This is a genomic window from Streptomyces sp. L500 (genome assembly GCF_054551825.1).
On record NZ_JBTOLC010000010.1, the window covers coordinates 127,495 to 145,222 of the forward strand.

17 protein-coding genes are annotated in these 17,728 nt (G+C 72.0%); 1 reads left to right on the forward strand and 16 read right to left on the reverse strand.

Annotation, left to right across the window (positions count from 1 at the left end; genetic code table 11):
• Window positions 1-37: 37 nt before the first annotated feature.
• From ACX9I7_RS12950 to ACX9I7_RS13000, 11 genes are all read right to left on the reverse strand, one after another.
• The gene (locus tag ACX9I7_RS12950) at window positions 38-961 is read right to left on the reverse strand and encodes a VOC family protein (RefSeq protein WP_459387399.1); all 924 of its coding nucleotides are present in this window, start codon (window positions 959-961) and stop codon (window positions 38-40) included.
• A gap of 84 nt (window positions 962-1,045) precedes the next feature.
• Complete coding sequence (locus tag ACX9I7_RS12955) at window positions 1,046-1,771, reverse strand: YoaK family protein (protein WP_387574109.1); 726 nt, start codon at window positions 1,769-1,771, stop codon at window positions 1,046-1,048.
• Window positions 1,752-2,276 (reverse strand): DoxX family protein, encoded by a 525-nt coding sequence (locus ACX9I7_RS12960; RefSeq protein WP_387574107.1) that lies wholly within the window; start codon window positions 2,274-2,276, stop codon window positions 1,752-1,754. Before ACX9I7_RS12960 ends, ACX9I7_RS12955 begins: the two co-directional genes overlap by 20 nt.
• A 67-nt stretch (window positions 2,277-2,343) precedes the next feature.
• Window positions 2,344-3,006, reverse strand: a complete 663-nt coding sequence (locus tag ACX9I7_RS12965; protein ID WP_189447419.1) for a hydrolase — start codon at window positions 3,004-3,006, stop codon at window positions 2,344-2,346.
• A 53-nt stretch (window positions 3,007-3,059) separates the two neighbouring features.
• The gene (locus ACX9I7_RS12970; protein ID WP_459387433.1) at window positions 3,060-4,934 is read right to left on the reverse strand and encodes an amidohydrolase; all 1,875 of its coding nucleotides are present in this window, start codon (window positions 4,932-4,934) and stop codon (window positions 3,060-3,062) included.
• A gap of 560 nt (window positions 4,935-5,494) precedes the next feature.
• Window positions 5,495-6,817, reverse strand: coding sequence for an RICIN domain-containing protein (locus ACX9I7_RS12975; protein ID WP_459387400.1), 1,323 nt, complete (start codon window positions 6,815-6,817; stop codon window positions 5,495-5,497).
• 88 nt (window positions 6,818-6,905) lie between these two features.
• A complete protein-coding gene (locus ACX9I7_RS12980) occupies window positions 6,906-7,493 on the reverse strand; it encodes a histidine phosphatase family protein (RefSeq protein WP_387574102.1) in 588 nt (195 codons plus the stop codon).
• A 41-nt stretch (window positions 7,494-7,534) separates the two neighbouring features.
• Window positions 7,535-9,160, reverse strand: a complete 1,626-nt coding sequence (locus ACX9I7_RS12985) for a pyruvate, phosphate dikinase (RefSeq protein WP_459387401.1) — start codon at window positions 9,158-9,160, stop codon at window positions 7,535-7,537.
• Window positions 9,157-9,783: a transcriptional regulator gene (locus ACX9I7_RS12990; RefSeq protein WP_459387402.1), complete on the reverse strand. Its 627-nt coding sequence runs from the start codon at window positions 9,781-9,783 to the stop codon at window positions 9,157-9,159. The genes ACX9I7_RS12985 and ACX9I7_RS12990 overlap by 4 nt, the downstream gene beginning before the upstream one ends.
• 55 nt (window positions 9,784-9,838) lie before the next feature.
• On the reverse strand, window positions 9,839-10,636 hold the full coding sequence (locus ACX9I7_RS12995; protein ID WP_459387403.1) for an ABC transporter permease: 798 nt from the start codon (window positions 10,634-10,636) through the stop codon (window positions 9,839-9,841).
• Window positions 10,633-11,595: an ATP-binding cassette domain-containing protein gene (locus ACX9I7_RS13000; protein WP_459387404.1), complete on the reverse strand. Its 963-nt coding sequence runs from the start codon at window positions 11,593-11,595 to the stop codon at window positions 10,633-10,635. The genes ACX9I7_RS12995 and ACX9I7_RS13000 overlap by 4 nt, the downstream gene beginning before the upstream one ends.
• Window positions 11,596-11,686: 91 nt before the next feature.
• Here ACX9I7_RS13000 and ACX9I7_RS13005 point away from each other — a divergent pair, with 91 nt between their 5' ends.
• Window positions 11,687-12,820: a TetR family transcriptional regulator gene (locus ACX9I7_RS13005; protein ID WP_459387405.1), complete on the forward strand. Its 1,134-nt coding sequence runs from the start codon at window positions 11,687-11,689 to the stop codon at window positions 12,818-12,820.
• A 31-nt stretch (window positions 12,821-12,851) separates the two neighbouring features.
• Here the strand turns inward: ACX9I7_RS13005 and ACX9I7_RS13010 are convergent, their stop codons facing one another.
• The 5 genes from ACX9I7_RS13010 to ACX9I7_RS13030 are packed head-to-tail and all read right to left on the reverse strand — an operon-like array spanning window position 12,852 to window position 17,715.
• On the reverse strand, window positions 12,852-13,634 hold the full coding sequence (locus ACX9I7_RS13010) for a 2-keto-4-pentenoate hydratase (RefSeq protein WP_387574090.1): 783 nt from the start codon (window positions 13,632-13,634) through the stop codon (window positions 12,852-12,854).
• Complete coding sequence (locus tag ACX9I7_RS13015; RefSeq protein ID WP_459387406.1) at window positions 13,631-14,614, reverse strand: methyltransferase; 984 nt, start codon at window positions 14,612-14,614, stop codon at window positions 13,631-13,633. The genes ACX9I7_RS13010 and ACX9I7_RS13015 overlap by 4 nt, the downstream gene beginning before the upstream one ends.
• A gap of 49 nt (window positions 14,615-14,663) precedes the next feature.
• A complete protein-coding gene (dmpG, locus tag ACX9I7_RS13020) occupies window positions 14,664-15,710 on the reverse strand; it encodes a 4-hydroxy-2-oxovalerate aldolase (protein WP_459387407.1) in 1,047 nt (348 codons plus the stop codon).
• Window positions 15,707-16,597, reverse strand: coding sequence for an acetaldehyde dehydrogenase (acetylating) (locus tag ACX9I7_RS13025; RefSeq protein WP_459387408.1), 891 nt, complete (start codon window positions 16,595-16,597; stop codon window positions 15,707-15,709). Before ACX9I7_RS13025 ends, dmpG begins: the two co-directional genes overlap by 4 nt.
• A complete protein-coding gene (locus ACX9I7_RS13030; protein WP_459387409.1) occupies window positions 16,594-17,715 on the reverse strand; it encodes a tryptophan dimethylallyltransferase family protein in 1,122 nt (373 codons plus the stop codon). The genes ACX9I7_RS13025 and ACX9I7_RS13030 overlap by 4 nt, the downstream gene beginning before the upstream one ends.
• Window positions 17,716-17,728: the final 13 nt, after the last annotated feature.

A 17,728-nucleotide genomic window follows, 5' to 3' on the forward strand; every position in this document is an offset into this window, starting at 1 on the left:
CGCCATCGGGTACCCGTCACTGATGACCGGTCACCGGTCATCGGTCGGTGTGGATCTCCGCGATGTAGCCGCCCGGGAAGCGCACCATCGCGCTGTCCCGGCCACCCGCCGAAACAGGACCCCACAGCACCGACGCGCCGGCGCCCTTCGCCCGCTTCAGTGTGGCGCCGAGGTCCGGCACGCCGTAGCCGGTGAGCTCCCGGCCGAAGGGGTGCGGCAGGTGGCCGTTCGTCACGGCGATCGTCGTGGTGCCGAATCCGGAGGTGAGCCGCAGCAGCCGGTATGTCGTGCCGGGCAGCCCGATCGTGGCGCCGTCGGCCCGGCGGTCGTCGGAGACGACGCGGCCCTGGGTGAAGGCGAGGTAGCCGCGCAGGAAGGCGCCCACCGCGTCGGGTGACAGGTAGAGCCGGTTCTCGGGGACGCTCGCCAGGCCGGGGTAGGACGGCGGGGTGGTGTGCACATAGAGCTGGGCGTTGATCCCGCCGGGGAACTGTACGACGGCGTCCCGCCCGATCGGGTCGGCGAACGGCGCCACGGTCACGGCCGCGCCGTCGGCCCGGGCGGCACGGACCGCCTGGTCGAGGTCGGTCACCAGCCAGCCGGTGCGCTCGGTGCCGAACGGGTGGGGGACGGGCGTGGTGTAGTCGAACACCGACAGTGTGCCCACCGGGGAGAGGATCAGCTCGGAGAGCGTCCGGCTGGGCGTGGGCGTCACCTGGGTGGCGTTCGGCCCGATCGTGGTCCCGCCGAAGGTGGCCACCCAACTGGCCGCGAACGCCTGCTCCGTGCCCGGTTCGACGTAGACGTGGGTGGAGTCGTACTGGGGCCCGACGGCGAACTGCCGGTGCGGGCCCGGCGGTCGTGGCTGGGTGCCCTGTGCCACCGAGGCGGTGGGGAGCGCCGTCAGGGCGGCGATCGCCGTCACCAACGGGACCAGCCGTCGGACGAAGCGTCGTTTCATCGGGGGACCTTCCGGTCGTCGTGTGCGCCTCGGCGGCGTCCGCCTGTACGGGGACGCCGGGCGCCTGGTTGTCGTCGGTGCCGCTCAGGCAGTCGGCGGGGCCCAGTGGGCGTCAGGGGTCGAGACCCGGCGGGCGGTCAGCGCGGTGGCCAGGAGCAGCAGCGCGGCCAGGGCCAGGGCGGTGGCCGGCCGGCCGTGCAGGATCAGCGCCGCTCCCGCGAGGCCGCCGAGCAGCATCGCCAGCGCGGAGAGGATCCGGCGCCCCGGGCGAGGTGCCGTGCCCCCGGCCGCCGTCGAGTCGGCGGCGAGGCCGGTCAGGGTGAGGGTGAGCACGGTGGTCGTCAGGTCGGGTACGCCGAGTCGCCGGGCCACGGCGTTCTGGAGGCCCATGCCCAGGCCCAGCAGGACGATCAGGGAGTAGCGGGCGCCGCCGTCCGCGGCCGCGGCGGTGACGGCCGCCGCGGCCAGCAGGACCGTCTGGACGCCGGCGGCCAGGGCCAGCAGACGCCCGCGGTGGGCCGCCGTCCGGCTGCCGAACCGCCCGCCCACCAGCGCGCCGGCCAGGAAGGAGGCCAGCGAGACGAGCGAGGCCACGGCCGACAGCCCCGGGGCCCCGGCCAGGGCGAACCCCAGGAAGACCACGTTGCCGGTCATGTTCGCCACGAACACGTGTCCGAGGCCGAGGTAGCTCACCGCGTCCACCACGCCGGTGGCCACCGTCAGCAGCAGCATCAGCGGCGGCAGCGGGCCGTGCCGGTCCGTGCGCCGGGGGACCAGGGTCCGCAGGGCGTCAGTCAGCAGGGCGCGCACCGTCCGCCGCCTCCCCCCGCGCAGGTGGGCGGTGGAGGACCGCCCGGGTGAGCAGCCCGCCGGCCGGACCGAGCACGACGGCCGCGACCGACAGCCCGAGCGGCCGGGCGGCCAGGCCGACGGCGTGGTCGACGGACCACCGGCCCGGGCCGGTGAGGGCGAGCGCCCCCGCGACGACGACCAGCACCAGCGGGTACTCGTAGCCGTCGTCCTGCACCCAGAGCCCGTGCGGCAGCTTGACGGTGATCGCCACCGTCATCACGCCCATGGCGACCATGGCCGCCGCCGGTGTGAGCGCGCCCAGGGCCAGGAACAGCCCGGACCCGACCTGCCCGGCGCCCGCGGCGAGGGCGGTGAGCGGTCCGCCGCGGAAGCCGTCGCGCCGGAATTCCTCCGTCCCGCCGGCGAGGCCGTCGCCCCCCAGGCGGTGGCTCACCTTCTGCACCCCGTGGCCGGCGATGAGCAGGCCCACCACCACCCGGAGGATCAGCAGTCCGGTATCCATCGTGTCCTGCCTTGTCCCTGGTCCCTGTTCTGACAACGGCGTTCCGGTACGGCGCCGGTGGCGGGGCTCAGCCCGCGGCGTGCTCGCCGATGACGGCCTGGGCGTAGACGACCCCCAGGCCGTACGCGTCGGCGTGCTCCTTGACGATCTCCGTGACGGCGCCGTAGGTCTCCGTCCGCGCCCAGTCGCGCTGGAGCTCCAGCAGCACCTGGAGCCAGGTGACCGGGACCGCGCCGGCCTGCGTCATCCGCTGGATGGCGTGCTCGTGGGCCTTGGGGGAGACGCCGCCGGAGGCGTCGGCGACGACGTAGACCTCGTAGCCCTGGCTGATCATGGAGAGGACCGGCAGGACCAGGCAGACCTCGGTCCACAGGCCGGCTATGACGATCTTGCCGCGTCCGGTGGCCTTGACCGCCTCGACGACCGCCTCGTCCTCCCAGGCGTTCATCGAGGTGCGGTCGAGGATCTCGGCCTTCGGGAAGACCGCCGCCAGCTGCGGCAGCAGCGGGCCGGAAAACGACTCGGAGGCCACGGTGGTCAGCACCGTGGGCACGTCGAAGGCCCTGGCGGCCTTGGCGAGGCCGACAGTGGCGTTGATGATCGCGGTGCGGTCGCCGCTGCCGGTGCCGAAGAACATCTGCGGCTGGTGGTCCACGAACAGCATCACGGCGTTGTCGGGCGTGAGCAGGTCCGGGCTCGGGGTGGCGCTGACCTGGGTGAAGTCGACCATGACGGGTTCCTTTCGGTTCCTTTGGGTTCTCAACGGTTCTCGTTGGAAGGGGGTCAGAGGAGGAAGCAGGGGTCGAACGGTTGCTGGTGCTCCGTCGCCAGACCGCGCCCGACTCGCCACCGGCGGTGCAGCTCCGACTCGGCGACGACCTGACCGAGCAGCTCCGCCTGCCGGGCGCCCGCACCCGGGGCCGCGCCGGAGGCCTGGTAGCCGCCGAAGTGGGCGACCGGGCTCCAGGCGGGGCTGACCGCCGGGAGCTCCTCGTCCATGCCCTCGTACTCCGCCGCGGCGTGGACGATCCGGCCGCCGACGACCGTCAGCACGGATTCGATGTGCGGGATCTCCCGCTCGGGCACGGTGAAGTAGTCGTCGGACAGGACGGCCAGGTCGCCGTAGCAGCCCGGTCGCAGTACGCCCTTGACGTCCTGCTCGCCGGTGAGCGCCGCGCCCGCCGTGGTGTACATCGCGAGCGCGGTCGCCCGGTGCACCCGGTTCCCCGGTGGCCGGATCGTCAGGCCGCCGACGGTACGCCCGGAGACCAGCCAGTGGAGGGCGACCCAGGGGTTGTAGGAGGACACCCTGGTGGCGTCCGTGCCGGCGGCCACGGTCAGCCCGCGCTCCAGCATCGCGCGGACCGGCGGGGCGTCGGCGGCGACGCCGGGGCCGTACCGGCGGGTGAACACCTCGCCCTGGAAGGAGAGACGATTCTGCACGGAGAGCGAGCCGCCGAGCGAGGCGATCCGGTCGAGGCTGTCCGGGGAGACGGTCTCGGCGTGGTCGAAGAGCCACCGGTTCCCGGAGGGGAACAGGCCGTCGGCGGCGAGCTTCTCGAACACCGCGAGGTCGCGCCGGATCGTCTCGTCGTACGTCGCGTGCAGCCGGAAGCCCCAGCCGTGCTCCATGAGCAGGCGTACGGCCTTCTCGAACTCTGCTTCGTACGAGGTGAGTTCGGGGCGCGGCTCGGCGAAGTTCTCGAAGTCGGCGGCGGCCCAGGTGAGGTTCTCGCCGGCGCCGTTCAGCCGGAGCCACTCGTCGCCGTCTCCGGGGCGGACCGTCTCGATCCAGCGGGTGAGGTCGTCGAGCTCCTGACCGGGGGTCTGCGGGAACAAGTGGTAGGCGATGCGCAGCGAGAGCAGCCCCTCGCGGGCGAGTTCGGTGACCGTGGCGTAGTTCTCGGGAAAGCTCTGGAACCCGCCGGCGGCGTCGATCGCGGAGGTCAGCCCGAAGCGGTTCAGCTCGCGCAGGAAGTGCCGGGTGGAGGTCTTGCGGTCCTCGCCCTCCAGCACCGGGGCCTTGGCGAGCGTGGAGTAGAGGATCAAGGCGCTGGGGGCGGCCAGCAGCATGCCGTTGGGCTCGCCGCCGCGCCCCCGGACGATCTGCCCGCCCGCCGGGTCCGGGGTGTTCTTGGTGTAGCCGACGGCCTTCAGCGCCGCGCGGTTGAGGATCGCCGACTGGTAGAGGTGGAGGACGAACACCGGGGTGTCCGGCGCCGCCTCGTTCAGTTCGGCGGGTGTCGGGAGCCGTCGCTCGGCGAACTGCTCGGCCGACCAGCCACCGACGACCCGCACCCACTGCCCCTTGGGGGTGCGGGCGGCCTGGTCCCGCAGCATCGCCAGGGCGTGGCGCAGCGAGGTCACGCCGTCCCAGCGCAGCTCCAGGACGTAGTTGAGGCCGCCCCGGATCACGTGCAGGTGCGAGTCGTTGAGACCGGGCACCACACGCCGGCCGAGGGCGTCCACCACGGTGGTGGACGGTCCGATGAGCGGGGCGACGTCCGCTTCGTCCCCCACGGCCGTGATCAGGCCGCCGCGGATGGCGAGGGCGCCGGCCCGGGGGCGACGGGCGTCCCCGGTATGGATCTTCGCGTTGCGGACGACGACGTCAGCGGCGTTCTCGACGGCGCGGGGGACCAGCCCGCCGACCGGCATCGCAGACACCTCGACAGCCTCCAGTCATGGGATCGGGCCGCCGCCCGGTGCGGGCGGCGGGAAGTGGGACGTCCTCACGGACCGGGCCACTGCCCCGACCGCGGATTCCTGACGGGAGGTTAGGCGGGTGAGCGGTGCCGCACTTGGCCCACAGTGCACCGACTCCGGTCCGGGAGCGCACCGGCCGACCAGCTCGATGCCGTGCACACCTCCCCGCACCCGCGTTCCTGCGCCGTGAAGCCCCCAGGGTGTGCGCCGCGCGAACGATGGTGTGGCTCCCGACCGGCGTTGCTACCTCATATCGGCGGCTGCGGGCGGTCAGCGCTCGGCGGTCCGGCTGATCAAGGAGGCAACCTCATCCGGCTGCGACACGTGGACGGCGTGGCTCCCGGCGACCTCGACGACCTGGGAGCCCGCCCGTTCCGTCATTGAGTGTCGCGCCGGTGGTGGGATCGTGCGGTCGTCGGTCGCCGCCGGGTGCCGGCTCGGTTTCACCCGTCAGGCTGCGAACTTCTCGCGGTCCAGGAGCAAGAAGCCGTCCCTGGGCGGCAGGGCGTGCGTCAGAACTGCGGGTGGAGGTAGAAGGTCTCGTTGACGGCCGGGGTGCCGTTGGGGTTGGTCTGGTAGGGCCACTGGATGACCCACGTGCCGTCGCCGGTGCCGTTGCCGCGGACGTTGGCGAAGCGGTGGGTGGCGTTGTCGCGCAGCACGGTGAGGTTCGGGAAGCGGGGCTCGGGGTGTTCGAGCGTGAAGTTCTGGGTGTCACGTGTGTAGCCGCCCGGCAGTGGGGCGCCGTCCCCGTTGTGGCAGTCCCAGATGTTCAGCCAGTCGCCGTCGCCGCTGGCCTGTCCCCGGTTGACGTCGAGGCACTTGCCGCTCTGGACGCCGACCAGTTTGTAGAGCGGCCGTCCGGATCCGCCGTTGCGACCGACCGCGCGGAGCGTCCAGCGCTGGTTGGCGGCGCCGTTGGCGTGATAGGTGATCACGTGGGTGCCATTGACGGTGTTGCCGCGGTAGACGTCGAGCAGGCGGTCGCTGTTGTCGGCGTGGATGGTGAACTGCCGTGGGCCGGCACCGGCCCGCAGGGCGCTGAAGCCGACGGGCCAGTGGTCGCTGCCGTAGTTGGGGTTGACCGTCGCCTGCCAGTTCTCGGTGTCGACGTTGGAGACCAGGTAATCCAGTTCGTTGTGACTCTGCTGGGTGGCCTGGCCACTGTTGTAGATCAGTCCGTTGCCGGGCATGTAGCGGTCGCCCTGCAGGTCGCCCGGGGCGCGGTTGTAGTCGCCGAGCACCGCCCAGTTGCCGACGTTCTGCTGGAAGGCGGTGTCGGAGACGCGGCGTACCAGGTAGGCGGCGTCGTTCGGCCTGCCGCCGTTGGAGGCGGCGTGGATGGAGGCGAACATGATGTTGTCGCCCGTGTGCGTCACGGCCAGCGCGGAGCGGTAGGCGCCGCCGATCTCCTGCACGCGGTTGGGCACCCACGAGGTGACGATGCCCAGGTTCCGTGACTGCTGGCGCAGGATGTAGAGGTAACGGTAGGCGCCGCCGCCGATGGGCCACAGGTACGAGGTGACGTTGCCCGTCTGCCCGTTCTGGAGGGCTCCGGCCGGTGGTCTGTTGGGCACCTCCTGGAGGGCTACCACGTCGAAGCTACGGGCCAGGGTGCGTACCCCGTCCCAGCGGGTGGTGCCGACCTGCATGTTCCAGGTGGCCATGCGGTGGGTGTCCGGCGGAGCGGCGGACGCGGTGCCGCCGCCTGCGACCAGCAGGCCGAGGGCGAGCAGCCCGGCGGCGAACAGCGTACTCAGTCGGCGTAACGCGTTCCCTGTGGCCCCTGAGGCGGGCGTGGAAGTCCGGCTTCTTCGGGCGAATCCGAAAATCATGCCCGGCAGTATTCCATTCAACTCCCGAGTAAACACGGGTTGGTTGAGGAATAAGTCATCCCCTTCCGTTTCGCGCCGGCGCTGTGGTTCAGGGGCGGGTGCCGGCTCCGAACCCCGTCCAACGCAGCTCGGCCGGGAGGTGGCCCATGTCGTTGTACAGCAGCACCGTCGGTTCCGTGCCGTCGCGGTACTCGATCACGGTGAGCGCCGCGTTCCCGCAGTTCAGGCCGAGCCATCGCACCGGCGGCGCGTCCAGGGCGTCTCGGACCAGCCAGGCCACCTGGTAGGCGTGGGTGACCAGGACTTCATGGGTCTCGGTCTCGGCGGGGCACGCGAACCTGCCGGTCAGGGCGTCGGCACGGCGGCGCGCGTCCTCGGCCTCCTCGGTGCCGTAGCCGTCGAAGAACGCCGCCCACGACGGCGGCACGTCGACCGGTACGTGAGGGATGTGATCGACCAGCTCCGGTGCCTCCCGCACGACGGCGCCCGGGAGAGCGGCGCCCACGATCCGCGCGGAGTGCGCCGCCCTGGGCAGCGGCGAGTGCCAGACCGAGTCGATCGGAAGGCCGGCCAGGCGCTTCCCGACCAGCTCCGACTGCCTCTCCCCGACGTCGGTCAGTGTGCCGAAGGGGTCGGCCGCCCCGTGTCGTACCAGGTACACATGCCGGGTTGCCATGATGGATCTCCTGTCGGGAAGGGGTCGGTTCAGCGGTCGGTTCAGCGGTCGCGCAGGGCCCTGTGGGCCGCTTCGAGGCGTTGGGTCTCGTCACGGGCGGAGTGGTCGCCCGAGACGTCGTCGGCCCAGGCGAGCAGTCGGTGGACGTGCTCGTCGGCGGCGTCGGTGACGACGCGGGGGCTGCCGAGGGCCACGTCGCCGGTGGTGCCGTCGATGGTGATGAGGGTGCCCTCCGGGAGGGTGCGGCCGTCGGCCGTCACCGAAGCGCCGTCGCGGTCGACGACGAGGCCGGCGACGCCCACGACGGCGGGCTTCCCCATGGCGCGTGCGACGACCGCGGCGTGGCTGGCGGGCCCGCCGCGCGCGGTGACGATCCCGGTGGCGGCGGCGAGGCCGTGCATGTCGTTCGGTGAGGTCTCCGGGCGCACCAGGACGACCGGATCGGTTCGGGCCATGCGTACCGCGCCGTCCGCCGTGGTCGCGATTCTGCCGGTGGTGACACCGGGGCAGGCGCCGATTCCCCGGGCGAGGACGTCGGCTTCCCCGGCGGACGCGATGCGCGGTGTGCGCGCGTGCCGGAGATGGAGCGGTGAGACCCTGAGCAGCGCTTCCTCCCGTCCGATGAGTCGCTGGTCGACGAGCTCGGTGGCCACGCGGACCGCGGCACCTCCCACGAACCGGCCGGGCCGGATCTGCAGGAGCCACAGCTCACCGGACTGGAAGGTGAACTCCACGTAGCAGGCGTCGCGGTAGTGCTCTTCGATCCGGCGCAGGGCGTCGAGCAGCCCGGCCCACACTTCCGGCTCCCGCTCGGCGAGTTCGCGCAGGGGCCGGGTCATCGATCTCCCGGACACGACCTCTTCCCCCTGGTGCCCGAACAGGACTTCGCCGAACGGCACGTTCTCACCGGTGTTGGGGTCGCGACTGAACGCGACTCCGGTGCCGCTGTCGCCGTCGCGGTTGCCGAAGACCATCCGCTGGACGATCACGGCTGTGCCCAGGTCGTGCGGGATGCCGTTCACCTCTCGGTAGGTGCGCGCGCGGGGTGCGTCCCAGGACGAGAAGACGGCTTCGATCGCCTGTTTGAGCTGGTGGGTGGCGTCGTCCGGGACGGGTCGGCCGCTTCGCCGCCGAACGAGGTTCTCGACCGCCTCGATCGACTGGGCCAGGGACGCTTCCTCGTTCTCGGTCCGCCGCCCGGGACGTTCCGCGAGGGCGGCCGAGGCGGCGTCCGCGTTCGTGGTCGCGGAGGCGAAGCTCGTCAGGAAGCCCAGCCGTGAGCTCAGCGCGAACGGCCGGTCGTCGGTCTCGGCGGCGAGGCCCTCGGTGGCTTCGGTCGTGAGGCCGAGGTTGAGGATCGTGTTCATCATGCCGGGCATGGACACGCTGGCCCCGGAGCGGACGGACACCGCCAGCGGCCTGTGTGGTCCCCCGAAGGTACGTCCGGTGGAGCGTTCGAGGTCGGCCATGGCCGTCGCGAGCTCCTCGTCGAGTCCTTCGGGAAGGCGCCCGTCCCGCAGGAAGGCGCGACAGCATTCCGTGGTGATGACGAACCCGGCCGGCACCGGCAGGCCGAGCCGATGCAGGACGACCAGGCCGAGTGCCTTGCCGCCCAGGGTCTCCGCCGTCTCCTCGACCTGGGCGGAGATCGCGCGAATCCACCTCATCGCCGCAACCCCAGGGTGGCCAGCAGGTCTTCGTGCAGCTCCGCCCACACGATGTGGTACGACGCGGTGCTGTCGGCCACGTACTCCAACTGGCCGGCGGCGGCACGTTCGAGAGCCTCGGTGAGGCGGACGCGATAGCGGCCGAACCGGGGCAGGGCCGCGGACAGTTCGGCGCAGACTTCGGTGGCGCGTCGGTCCAGGTCGGCGAACCGGGCGAGTACCCGGGAGTCGTAGTCGGGATCGCCGTGGTCGTTGACGCTCACGACGCCGTCGACGGGGCGGAGTTGCCAGGCCGTGCAGAGGTCGAGCAGCTCGGGGTTGAGGATGAGGAACCGCTCGTACGCCGCCGTCACACGCTCGCGGGCCCGGGCCGACTCCAGTTCGTGGGTGATCCGCTCGGCGTCCGCGGCGCGGCCGGCGTCCGTGAGGCTCCACCCCGGTATGTCACCGGGCAGGCGGGTGACCAGACCGTCGGCCCCGAGATCGATCAGCTCGGACTCGGCATCGGATTCGTCGAGCCCCGTGATCGCGTGGAGCCGGGCGAGGCTGATGGTGCCGGCGCAGCGCAGGGCGTGCAGCACGAGCAGGCCGGTGTCCGTCGCGCGGGCTTCGGGCCAGGTCATGGGGGTCCTTCCGGGCGTGCGGTGTGTGACGTGGGAAGTGCGTCGGCTGTCGTCGTCATTCCTGGCGGCCGTAGGCGCGGACCGCGAGGGGGCAGAAGACGACGAACAGGATGGCCGACCACAGCAGGGTGCGGCCGATGCTTCCGTCGTCCGGCGTCCCGTTCAGCAGGGCGCGGCAGGCGTCCATGACGTGGGTGACGGGGTTGATGTCCGCCCAGGCCCCCAGCCACCCGGGGAGGGTGTCGGTCGGGGAGGCCAGGCTGCTGCCCAGTTGGAGCGGCAGGAAGGCGATGAAGCTGAACGCCAGCACGGCCTCGGCGCTCTTGACGACGACACCGATGAACACGGTGACCCAGCTGAGGCAGAACCCGAACAGGATCGCGAGCCCGGTCGCCCCCAGTGCGGCGGGGATGCTGCCGTGGACGCGGAATCCGAGGGAGAGGCCGATGACGTACAGGATCGCGACGGCGATCAGATAGCGGAGGATGTCGGCCGTCACGGAGCCGAGCAGCGGTGCCGTACGGCTGATGGGGAGGCTGCGGAACCGGTCGGTGACGCCGTTCTTCAGGTCGAGGTTGATGGCCGACCCGGTGGAGATCATTCCGGCCAGTCCGGCGCCCATGACGAGGATTCCGGGGAACAGGTACTGCAGGTATTCGCGGGTGGAGCCGGCGACCGGGCGGCCGAACAGATAGAGGAACAGGACCATGAACAGCGCGGGGGTGACCACGCCGTTCATGATCGGACCCGGATTGCGGGTGGTCTTGAGGAGACTGCGCTGGGCGAGCACCGCGCTGTGCCGGAGGGTGGCGAGACGTCGGGGCCGGGAGGTGCCGGTGAGAGCGGCGGTCATGCTGCGTCCTTGGCGTCGGCGGTGGGGGCTCCGGTCAGGGACAGGAAGACCTCGTCCAGGCTGGGCAGGCGGAAGGCGATCTCGCCGACCTCGATGCCGCGGTCCCGGAGTCGAGCGGTCATCTCGAAGAACTCGGCGTCGCCCGCGACCGGCACGACGAGTTCGTGACGGCGTGAGCGGTCGGGCTCCCGGCCCGCGACCCGGGCGATGACGTCGGCGGCGGGGTCGAGGTCGGCGGCGTCGGCCGGGCGGAGGACGACGGTGTGCCCGCCGATCCGGCGCTTGAGGTCGGTGGGCGTGCCGGACGCGATCACCCGCCCCTGGTCGATGACGGTGATGCCGTCGGCGAGGGCGTCGGCCTCTTCGAGGTACTGGGTCGTGAGCAGGACCGTGACGCCGTCCTCGCTGAGCCCTCGGATCATCTGCCACAACTCGTCCCGTTTGCCCGGGTCCAGTCCGGTCGACGGTTCGTCGAGGAACACGACCTCGGGCCGGCCGACCAGGCCGGCGGCGAGGTCGAGGCGGCGGCGCATGCCGCCCGAGTAGGTGGCGACGGGCCGGTCGGCCGCGTCGTCGAGACCGAAGCGGGACAGCAGTTCACCGGCCCGTCGGCGGGCGTCGCCGCGCCTGAGGTCGAGGAGCCGGCCGATCATGACCAGGTTGGCCCGCCCGGACAGTTCCTCGTCGACGCTGGTGTGCTGCCCCGACAGCGCGATGCGCCGACGGACCTGGGCGGGATCCCGCCGGGCGTCGATTCCGGCCACGCGCACCTCTCCCGCGTCGGGGCGCAGCAGGGTCGCCAGCACACGGACGACGGTCGTCTTGCCGGCGCCGTTGGGCCCCAGCAGTCCCAGTACGTGCCCGCGAGGAGCGGAGAGGCTCACTCCGTCGACGGCCGCCGTCCGGCCGAACGACTTGACCAGCCCGTCGACCTCGAACCCGAACCCGTTGTCACCCACGGCCCAACTCCGATGTTCGCGTCTTCCAGATACCGGCATCATCCGGATGCTGCTTGTATCATGGCACACCAGGAGCCGAAGGGGGCACACGATGGCGAGACTGACCCGCGCACAGCAGCAGGAGCGGACCCGTGCGGCGGTGCTGGTCGCGGCCCGGCAGGAGTTCGCCGAGTTCGGCTATGTCGAGGCCAAGATCGACCGGATCGCCGAGCGGGCCGAGCTGACCAGGGGGGCGGTCTACTCCAACTTCACCGGCAAGCGCGCGCTCTACCTCGCGGTACTGGTCGACGCCGCCGAACGGGCGCGGGACGCCGCCGAGCCCCCGGCCGAATCCCCCGACTCCGTCGGACAGGCGCTCGGCTCGTTCGCCCGGGTATGGCTCGAAAGGCTGCCCTTCCTCGGCGACACCCCGGGAAGCGGCCATCTGCAGTTGCGCTCGCTGTCCGGAGTGCTGGGCACCGAGCCGGCGCGGGCCGCGCTCGCGGAACTCGTCCGGTTCGAGGCGCTGCTGCTCGCGCTGGCACTCGAGCCGCGTGCCGCCGTGCGCGCCGGGACCGTGCGGCCCGCCGGGCTGGCCCTGACCCTGCTCCACGGCGCGGCCGGCCTCGCGGAGAACGCCCCCGGCGTCGGCGACCCCTTCGACCTGGCGCGCGCGGCCGAGCATCTCGCCGGTATCGCCCTCGGCGACGCCCCGGAGCCGCCGCATCTGCCCTATGTCGCTCCGGCACGCTCGACCGAGGCCCCGTGGGTGCCGCCGGGCGGTCTGCGCGACGAGATCACCGGCGGGCCGGTCGACCTCGGTGACGACGGGGTGGTCGTCGTGCTGGGTGTGGGGCGGCTGTCCGCGGCCGAGGACGCGATGCGCTCGGCGCGGCGGGACGACGAGGTGACGATCGTCGTCGTCACGAGCGACCCCGCCGAGATCGGCCGACTCGCCCGCCTCCGGATCGTGGACCTCGTCGGATGTCTGCGCCGGGTGTTCACGGCCGACCGGCTGCCCCGGGCACGCGTCGTGTTCGACGACACCGGCACGGTCCCGGCGGCCCTCGGCCACCCCTCGGTCGACGATCTCACCGAGATCGCCGTCCGGGTCCGCGACGGAGTGATCACGTCCCACGCGACCGGCCGCGGCGCGGGCCACGCCGCGGCCCGCCACCACTCCACCGACCCCGGGGCGGAGCGGGGCGATGTGACACCGGGGACGCCCACGCCGCCCGCGCGCTGAGGACCCGTCGGCCGGAGCGGGACCGGCGGTCCTAGGTGCTGAGGGACACCGAGCCCAGGGCGCCGAACGCGGCGTGCACCTCCTGGCCCGGCAGCAGGTCCACCGCGCCGGACCAGGAACCGGCCAGTACGAGGTCACCTGCCGCGATGCCGGTGCCGAAGCCCGCCAGGATGCGGACCAGACAGGCCACCGACTCCGCCGGATGGCCCATGACCGCCGAGCCGGCGCCGATGCACTCGGTGTCGCCGCCGCGCAGGACCATCCGTGCCGCCGCCAGGTCGGTGGTGTCCGGTGGGACGCCGGGGCCGACCACTGCGGCGGCGGAGGAGGCGTTGTCGGCGACGGTGTCCACCAGGCCGATCCTCCATTCCTCGATCCGGCTGTCGAGCACCTCCAGGACGGGGCAGACCTCCGTGGTGGCGTCGAGCACGTCCCGGGCCGTGACGTCGTGGCCGCTCAGGTCCCGCGCCATCCGGAAGGCGATCTCGCCCTCGACCTTCGGCGAGATGAACCTCCGCAGATCCAGGTGGACGCCGTCGGGCAGGAGCATCCGGTCGGTCAGGTAGCCGAAGTCGGGATGGTCGATGCCGAACATCCGCTGGATCGCCTCACTGGTGGCTCCGATCTTGAGCCCGGCCGGAACGGCACCGTCCGCCACATCGAGCGCACGGACCTCGTTCTGGATCGCGTACGCGTCCGCCAGGCCGAGTCGCGGGTGGCGGAGCGACACGGGCGGCACCGGCCGGCGGTTTCTGGCGGCGTTCCACAGCTCGGCGGCGAGTGTGCGGTGGAGGGTCCGCACGGCGGTCGTCATCGGCTCGCCACGAAGAGCCGGCCTCCGGGCAGACCGATCGGCACGGTCCTGGTCCGTGAGAAGCCCGCCGCGGCGAACTTGTCCGACCACTCCTGCTCGGTGGGGAGACGGACGTTCATGAAGGTGGAGTGGAGATAGGTGAAGAGCGCGCTGAACCTGCGCTCCTCGGGCTGTGGCGCGTAGGAGACGGCATCGGCCACGGCGAGGAATCCGCCGGGGGCGAGCGCGTCGCGCAGGGCGCCGAGAACGCTCCGGGCCGTGTGGTCGTCCGCGACGATGTCGTGCATGACGTAGCAGGCCAGGACGGCTTCCGCGCCGGCGACCGGCCCCGGGTCGTCGGCCAGTGACTCGATGGGCCGCTCGATCACCGTCAGGCGCTCGTGCACCCCGGAGGCGAGGGCGGCGTCCCGCGCGGCGGCGCAGGCGGCGCCGCTGATGTCGACGGCCGTGCCGGTGCGTGCCGGATTCTCCCGCAGCAGGTCGATGAGCAGGGCGCCGGACCCGGCGCCGAGGTCCGTCACCCGGAGCGCGTCGGACGCCACGACCTGTTCGACGAGTTGCGGATAGAAGGCGCGTTCGCCGATCCATCGTGAACTGACCGCGACCCGGCGTCCGTCGCGCCGATGGGCGCGGGCGGCCTCGGCCGGGTCGGTCAGGAACGCGCGGGCATGGTCGATGAAGGGGCCGTTGGCGTTCATCGCCCAGGACACGTACCCGGCCTGGTGACGCAGGTCGGGGTAGTCGGCGGCCGCCCGGAACTCGCCCGGGACGTCGGTCTCGACGACCAGGCCCGCGGCGAGCAGCGCCGTCAGGTACGCGGTGACGCCGTCGAGGGGGACGCCGGACGCCTTGGCCATGTCCGGGGCGGTGAACGTCCCACCGGAGTCCAGGACCTGGTCGGCCCCGATCTCGGCGCCGATCTGCAGCAGTGCGGCGACCGCGGCCGCGTCGGCCACGGAGTCCGGGGTGTGCCGTCGCATGGTTCCTTCTTCCTTGCCCGTCGGATGTGGCCTGTCGAAATGCGGGCCGTCAGATGTGGTCGGCGGAGGTGTGCGGCAGGTCCCCGGGCGTCCGCTCGGCGGCCAGTCGCATGGCGACCTCGATGATGGTGTCCTCCTGCCCGGCCACCACCCGCCGCTCGCCCAGTTCGAGGAGGATCTCGCGGGGATCGACGCCGAAGCGCCGGGCCGCGCGCCGCACCGGCGCCGCGAATCCGGAGAACACCCCGGCGATACCGCTGGCGATGGTGACACTGTCGTTGGTCGGTACGTGCTTCACAAACCGTTCCTCGGCCGTGTCCGCCGCGTCGAGGGCGCCGAACAGACTGATCCGGGTCTCCGTCCGCTCGACGTGGAGGTTGGCGGCGACCAGTTCGATCGGCGCGTTGCCCGCCCCCGCTCCGAAACCCCGTGCCGTGACGTCCACGATCGTCGCCCCCGCCTCCATCGCGGTCATGCTGTTGACCACCGACAGGCCGAGGTTGTTGTGGGCGTGGAAGCCGATGGCGATGTCGAGCTTGTCGACCAGTTCGCCGACCTTCTCCCGCACCTTCCGCGGGGTGTAGGCGCCGGCCGAGTCCATCAGGACGACCGCCTCCGCGCCGTAGTCCCGCATGAGCCGAGCCTGTTCGACCAGCTTCTTCGCCGAGGCCATATGGCTCATCAGCAGCATGCCCTTCACGGTCACGCCCATGGCCCGCAGCATCGTGATCTGCTGGCGGGTCACGTCGGCCTCGGTGCAGTGGGCACCCACCCGGACCTCGTCCACGCCGCAGTCGAGGGCGGGCTTGAGATCGCGTTCGATGCTGGCGAAGCCGGGGATGGAGAGCACGCCGAGCCGGGAGCGGCGCAGTTCGGCCTTGGCGGCGCGCAGCATCTCCGCGTCGCTGATGGCCGCGATGCCGACCTGGATGGAGGAGGCGCCGAGACCGTTGCCGTGCCCGACCTCGACGACGTCCACGCCCGCCGCCTCGGCGGCCCGCGCGTACGCGCCGATGTCCTGCGCTCCCAACTGGTGGCCGACGGCGTGGTTGCCGTCCCTGAGCGTCGTGTCACAGATCTGGAGTGTGCCGCTCATGACCGCCCCCGCCCGGTGCGAGCCTCCGCCGCGGCGACGGCGGCGCAGGTGATGATGTCCAGGTTTCCGGCGTAGCGCGGGAAGTGGTCGCCCCGCCCCTCGACCTCCACCGTGAGCATGTAGCGGTCTCCGGTGGCGACCGGCGGGACCACGACCCGGTAGCCGGGGACGTAGGAACGGATCTGTTTCTCCATCGTGGTGACCGCGTCCCGCAGGGCGTCGAGGTCGACGCGTTCGGTGGTGGACACGGCGATGGAGTTGCGCATGACGATGCCGGGGTCGGCCGGGTTGATGATCAACACGGTCTTGGTCCGGGCCGCGTCGCAGAACTCGCTGGTCGCCTGTTCCGTGGTGTGCACGTACTCGTCCAGGTTGGCCCGTGAGGCGGGGCCCACGCTGGCCGAGGCGCTCGCCGAGACGATCTCCAGGTAGTCGACGCGGCCCGCGATGCGCGTGATGCATTGGGCCATCGGGACGGCCGCCTGCCCGCCGCAGGTCACCATGGAGAGGTACTGCTCCTCGACGCAGTCCTCCAGGTTGAGGGCCGGGACACAGAACGTGCCCCGGTTGGCCGGTGTGAGGTCGATGAACGGCAGCCCCAGCGGCTCGACGAGGCCCCAGTGGCGGGTGGCGTCGGCGGCGGAGGTCGCGTCGAACACCAAGTCGATGTCGTCCCCGGCCTCGACGACCGCGTCGATGCCGTCGGTGCTCGTGGCGACCCCTCGGCCGCGAGCCACCTCGAGGCCGGGTGACTCGGCCCGCCGGCCGGCGAACAGCACACATGTCAGCAGCGGTGATGTCTCGATCTTCAGCAGCAGATCGGTTCCGATGTTCCCCGTCCCCACGATGGCGGTGCGCAGCGGAGCCGGATGCTCTGGCGTCCTCATTCGGTCCTTCCTCCCGCGATGGGGCGGCCGCCGAGGTGATCTCGTCGGCCCGCACCGAGCGGCGGTGGGTTCACGTCGTGCATCTCCGGTGACAGATAGACCTTCACGCGAGGGCGGGAGCGGCCCGGCTGCCAGGAGAGGTAGTTGTGGATGCCGGTCCCCTCGTCGAGTCCGCGGTGGGCGAGCCCGGCGAGCACGCTGTCGTAGCGGCGCAGCGCCCGCGGATGTGCGGCGAGGACCCGGTGGACGCGCCGGCGGACCTGGCCGTCGTGCTCCGCGTAGGTCCACAGCGGTATGTAGAGCGTGGCTGGGGGCCGTTCGGGGGTCTGCACGTCGAACAGCGACAGACAGGTGACGGGTGGCTGGTCGGTGAAGTGGCGGCGCCCGTCCGTCATGGTTCTGCACACGGCGCGCACCTCGCCCGGCTCGAATCCCGGGTAGGTCTTGAGGACGGCCGCCACCTCCTCGGCGTCGGCGGCGAAGTGCCGGAAGTAGACCTTCACCCGGGCCTCGGGCTCGTCGGCCAGATCCAGGGAGAGCAGGAAGGGCACGTCGTACCCGGGCCGGTGGACATGGCTCTGGACCAGGGGCCACAGATGCCTCGCCCCCACCCGGTCCAGTGCGGTGTACAGCAGGTCGAACACGCCGTCCGGGCCGGTGACGTCCAGGTAGAACCAGACCTTGAACCGGATCGGGGCGCCGGGGCGCACCTCGGCGCCGTACATGGAGACGTGCGGCCCGAGGGCGTCGTCGATCAGGAGCCGGTCCGCGACGGCCGACCACCGGGCCGTGCCGGCGCCGTGGCGTTCGGCGAGCAGCGGCATGAGCGCCCGCGCCGCGCCGGGGTCACGGGCCGGTACGCCCGCGGTCAGTGGCTCCATGGCGAACTGGAGGGCGGGCCTGTCGCCGTTGAGGTCGACGGCGTACTCCACCGGCGACCCGTCGGGCGAGACGTCCGACAGGGGGAGATCGCCCGTACGGGCGGCGCCCCAGTGGTCGGTCATGGCGCGGAACGTCGCGACGAATTCCGTACCGTCGACCCCCAGTCCCAGGGATCGTGCTGTCTTCTCCAATTGTGTGGCGCAGGCATCTCGGACCGTCGCCGACTCCTCGGTCACCCGGTTCTCCTTG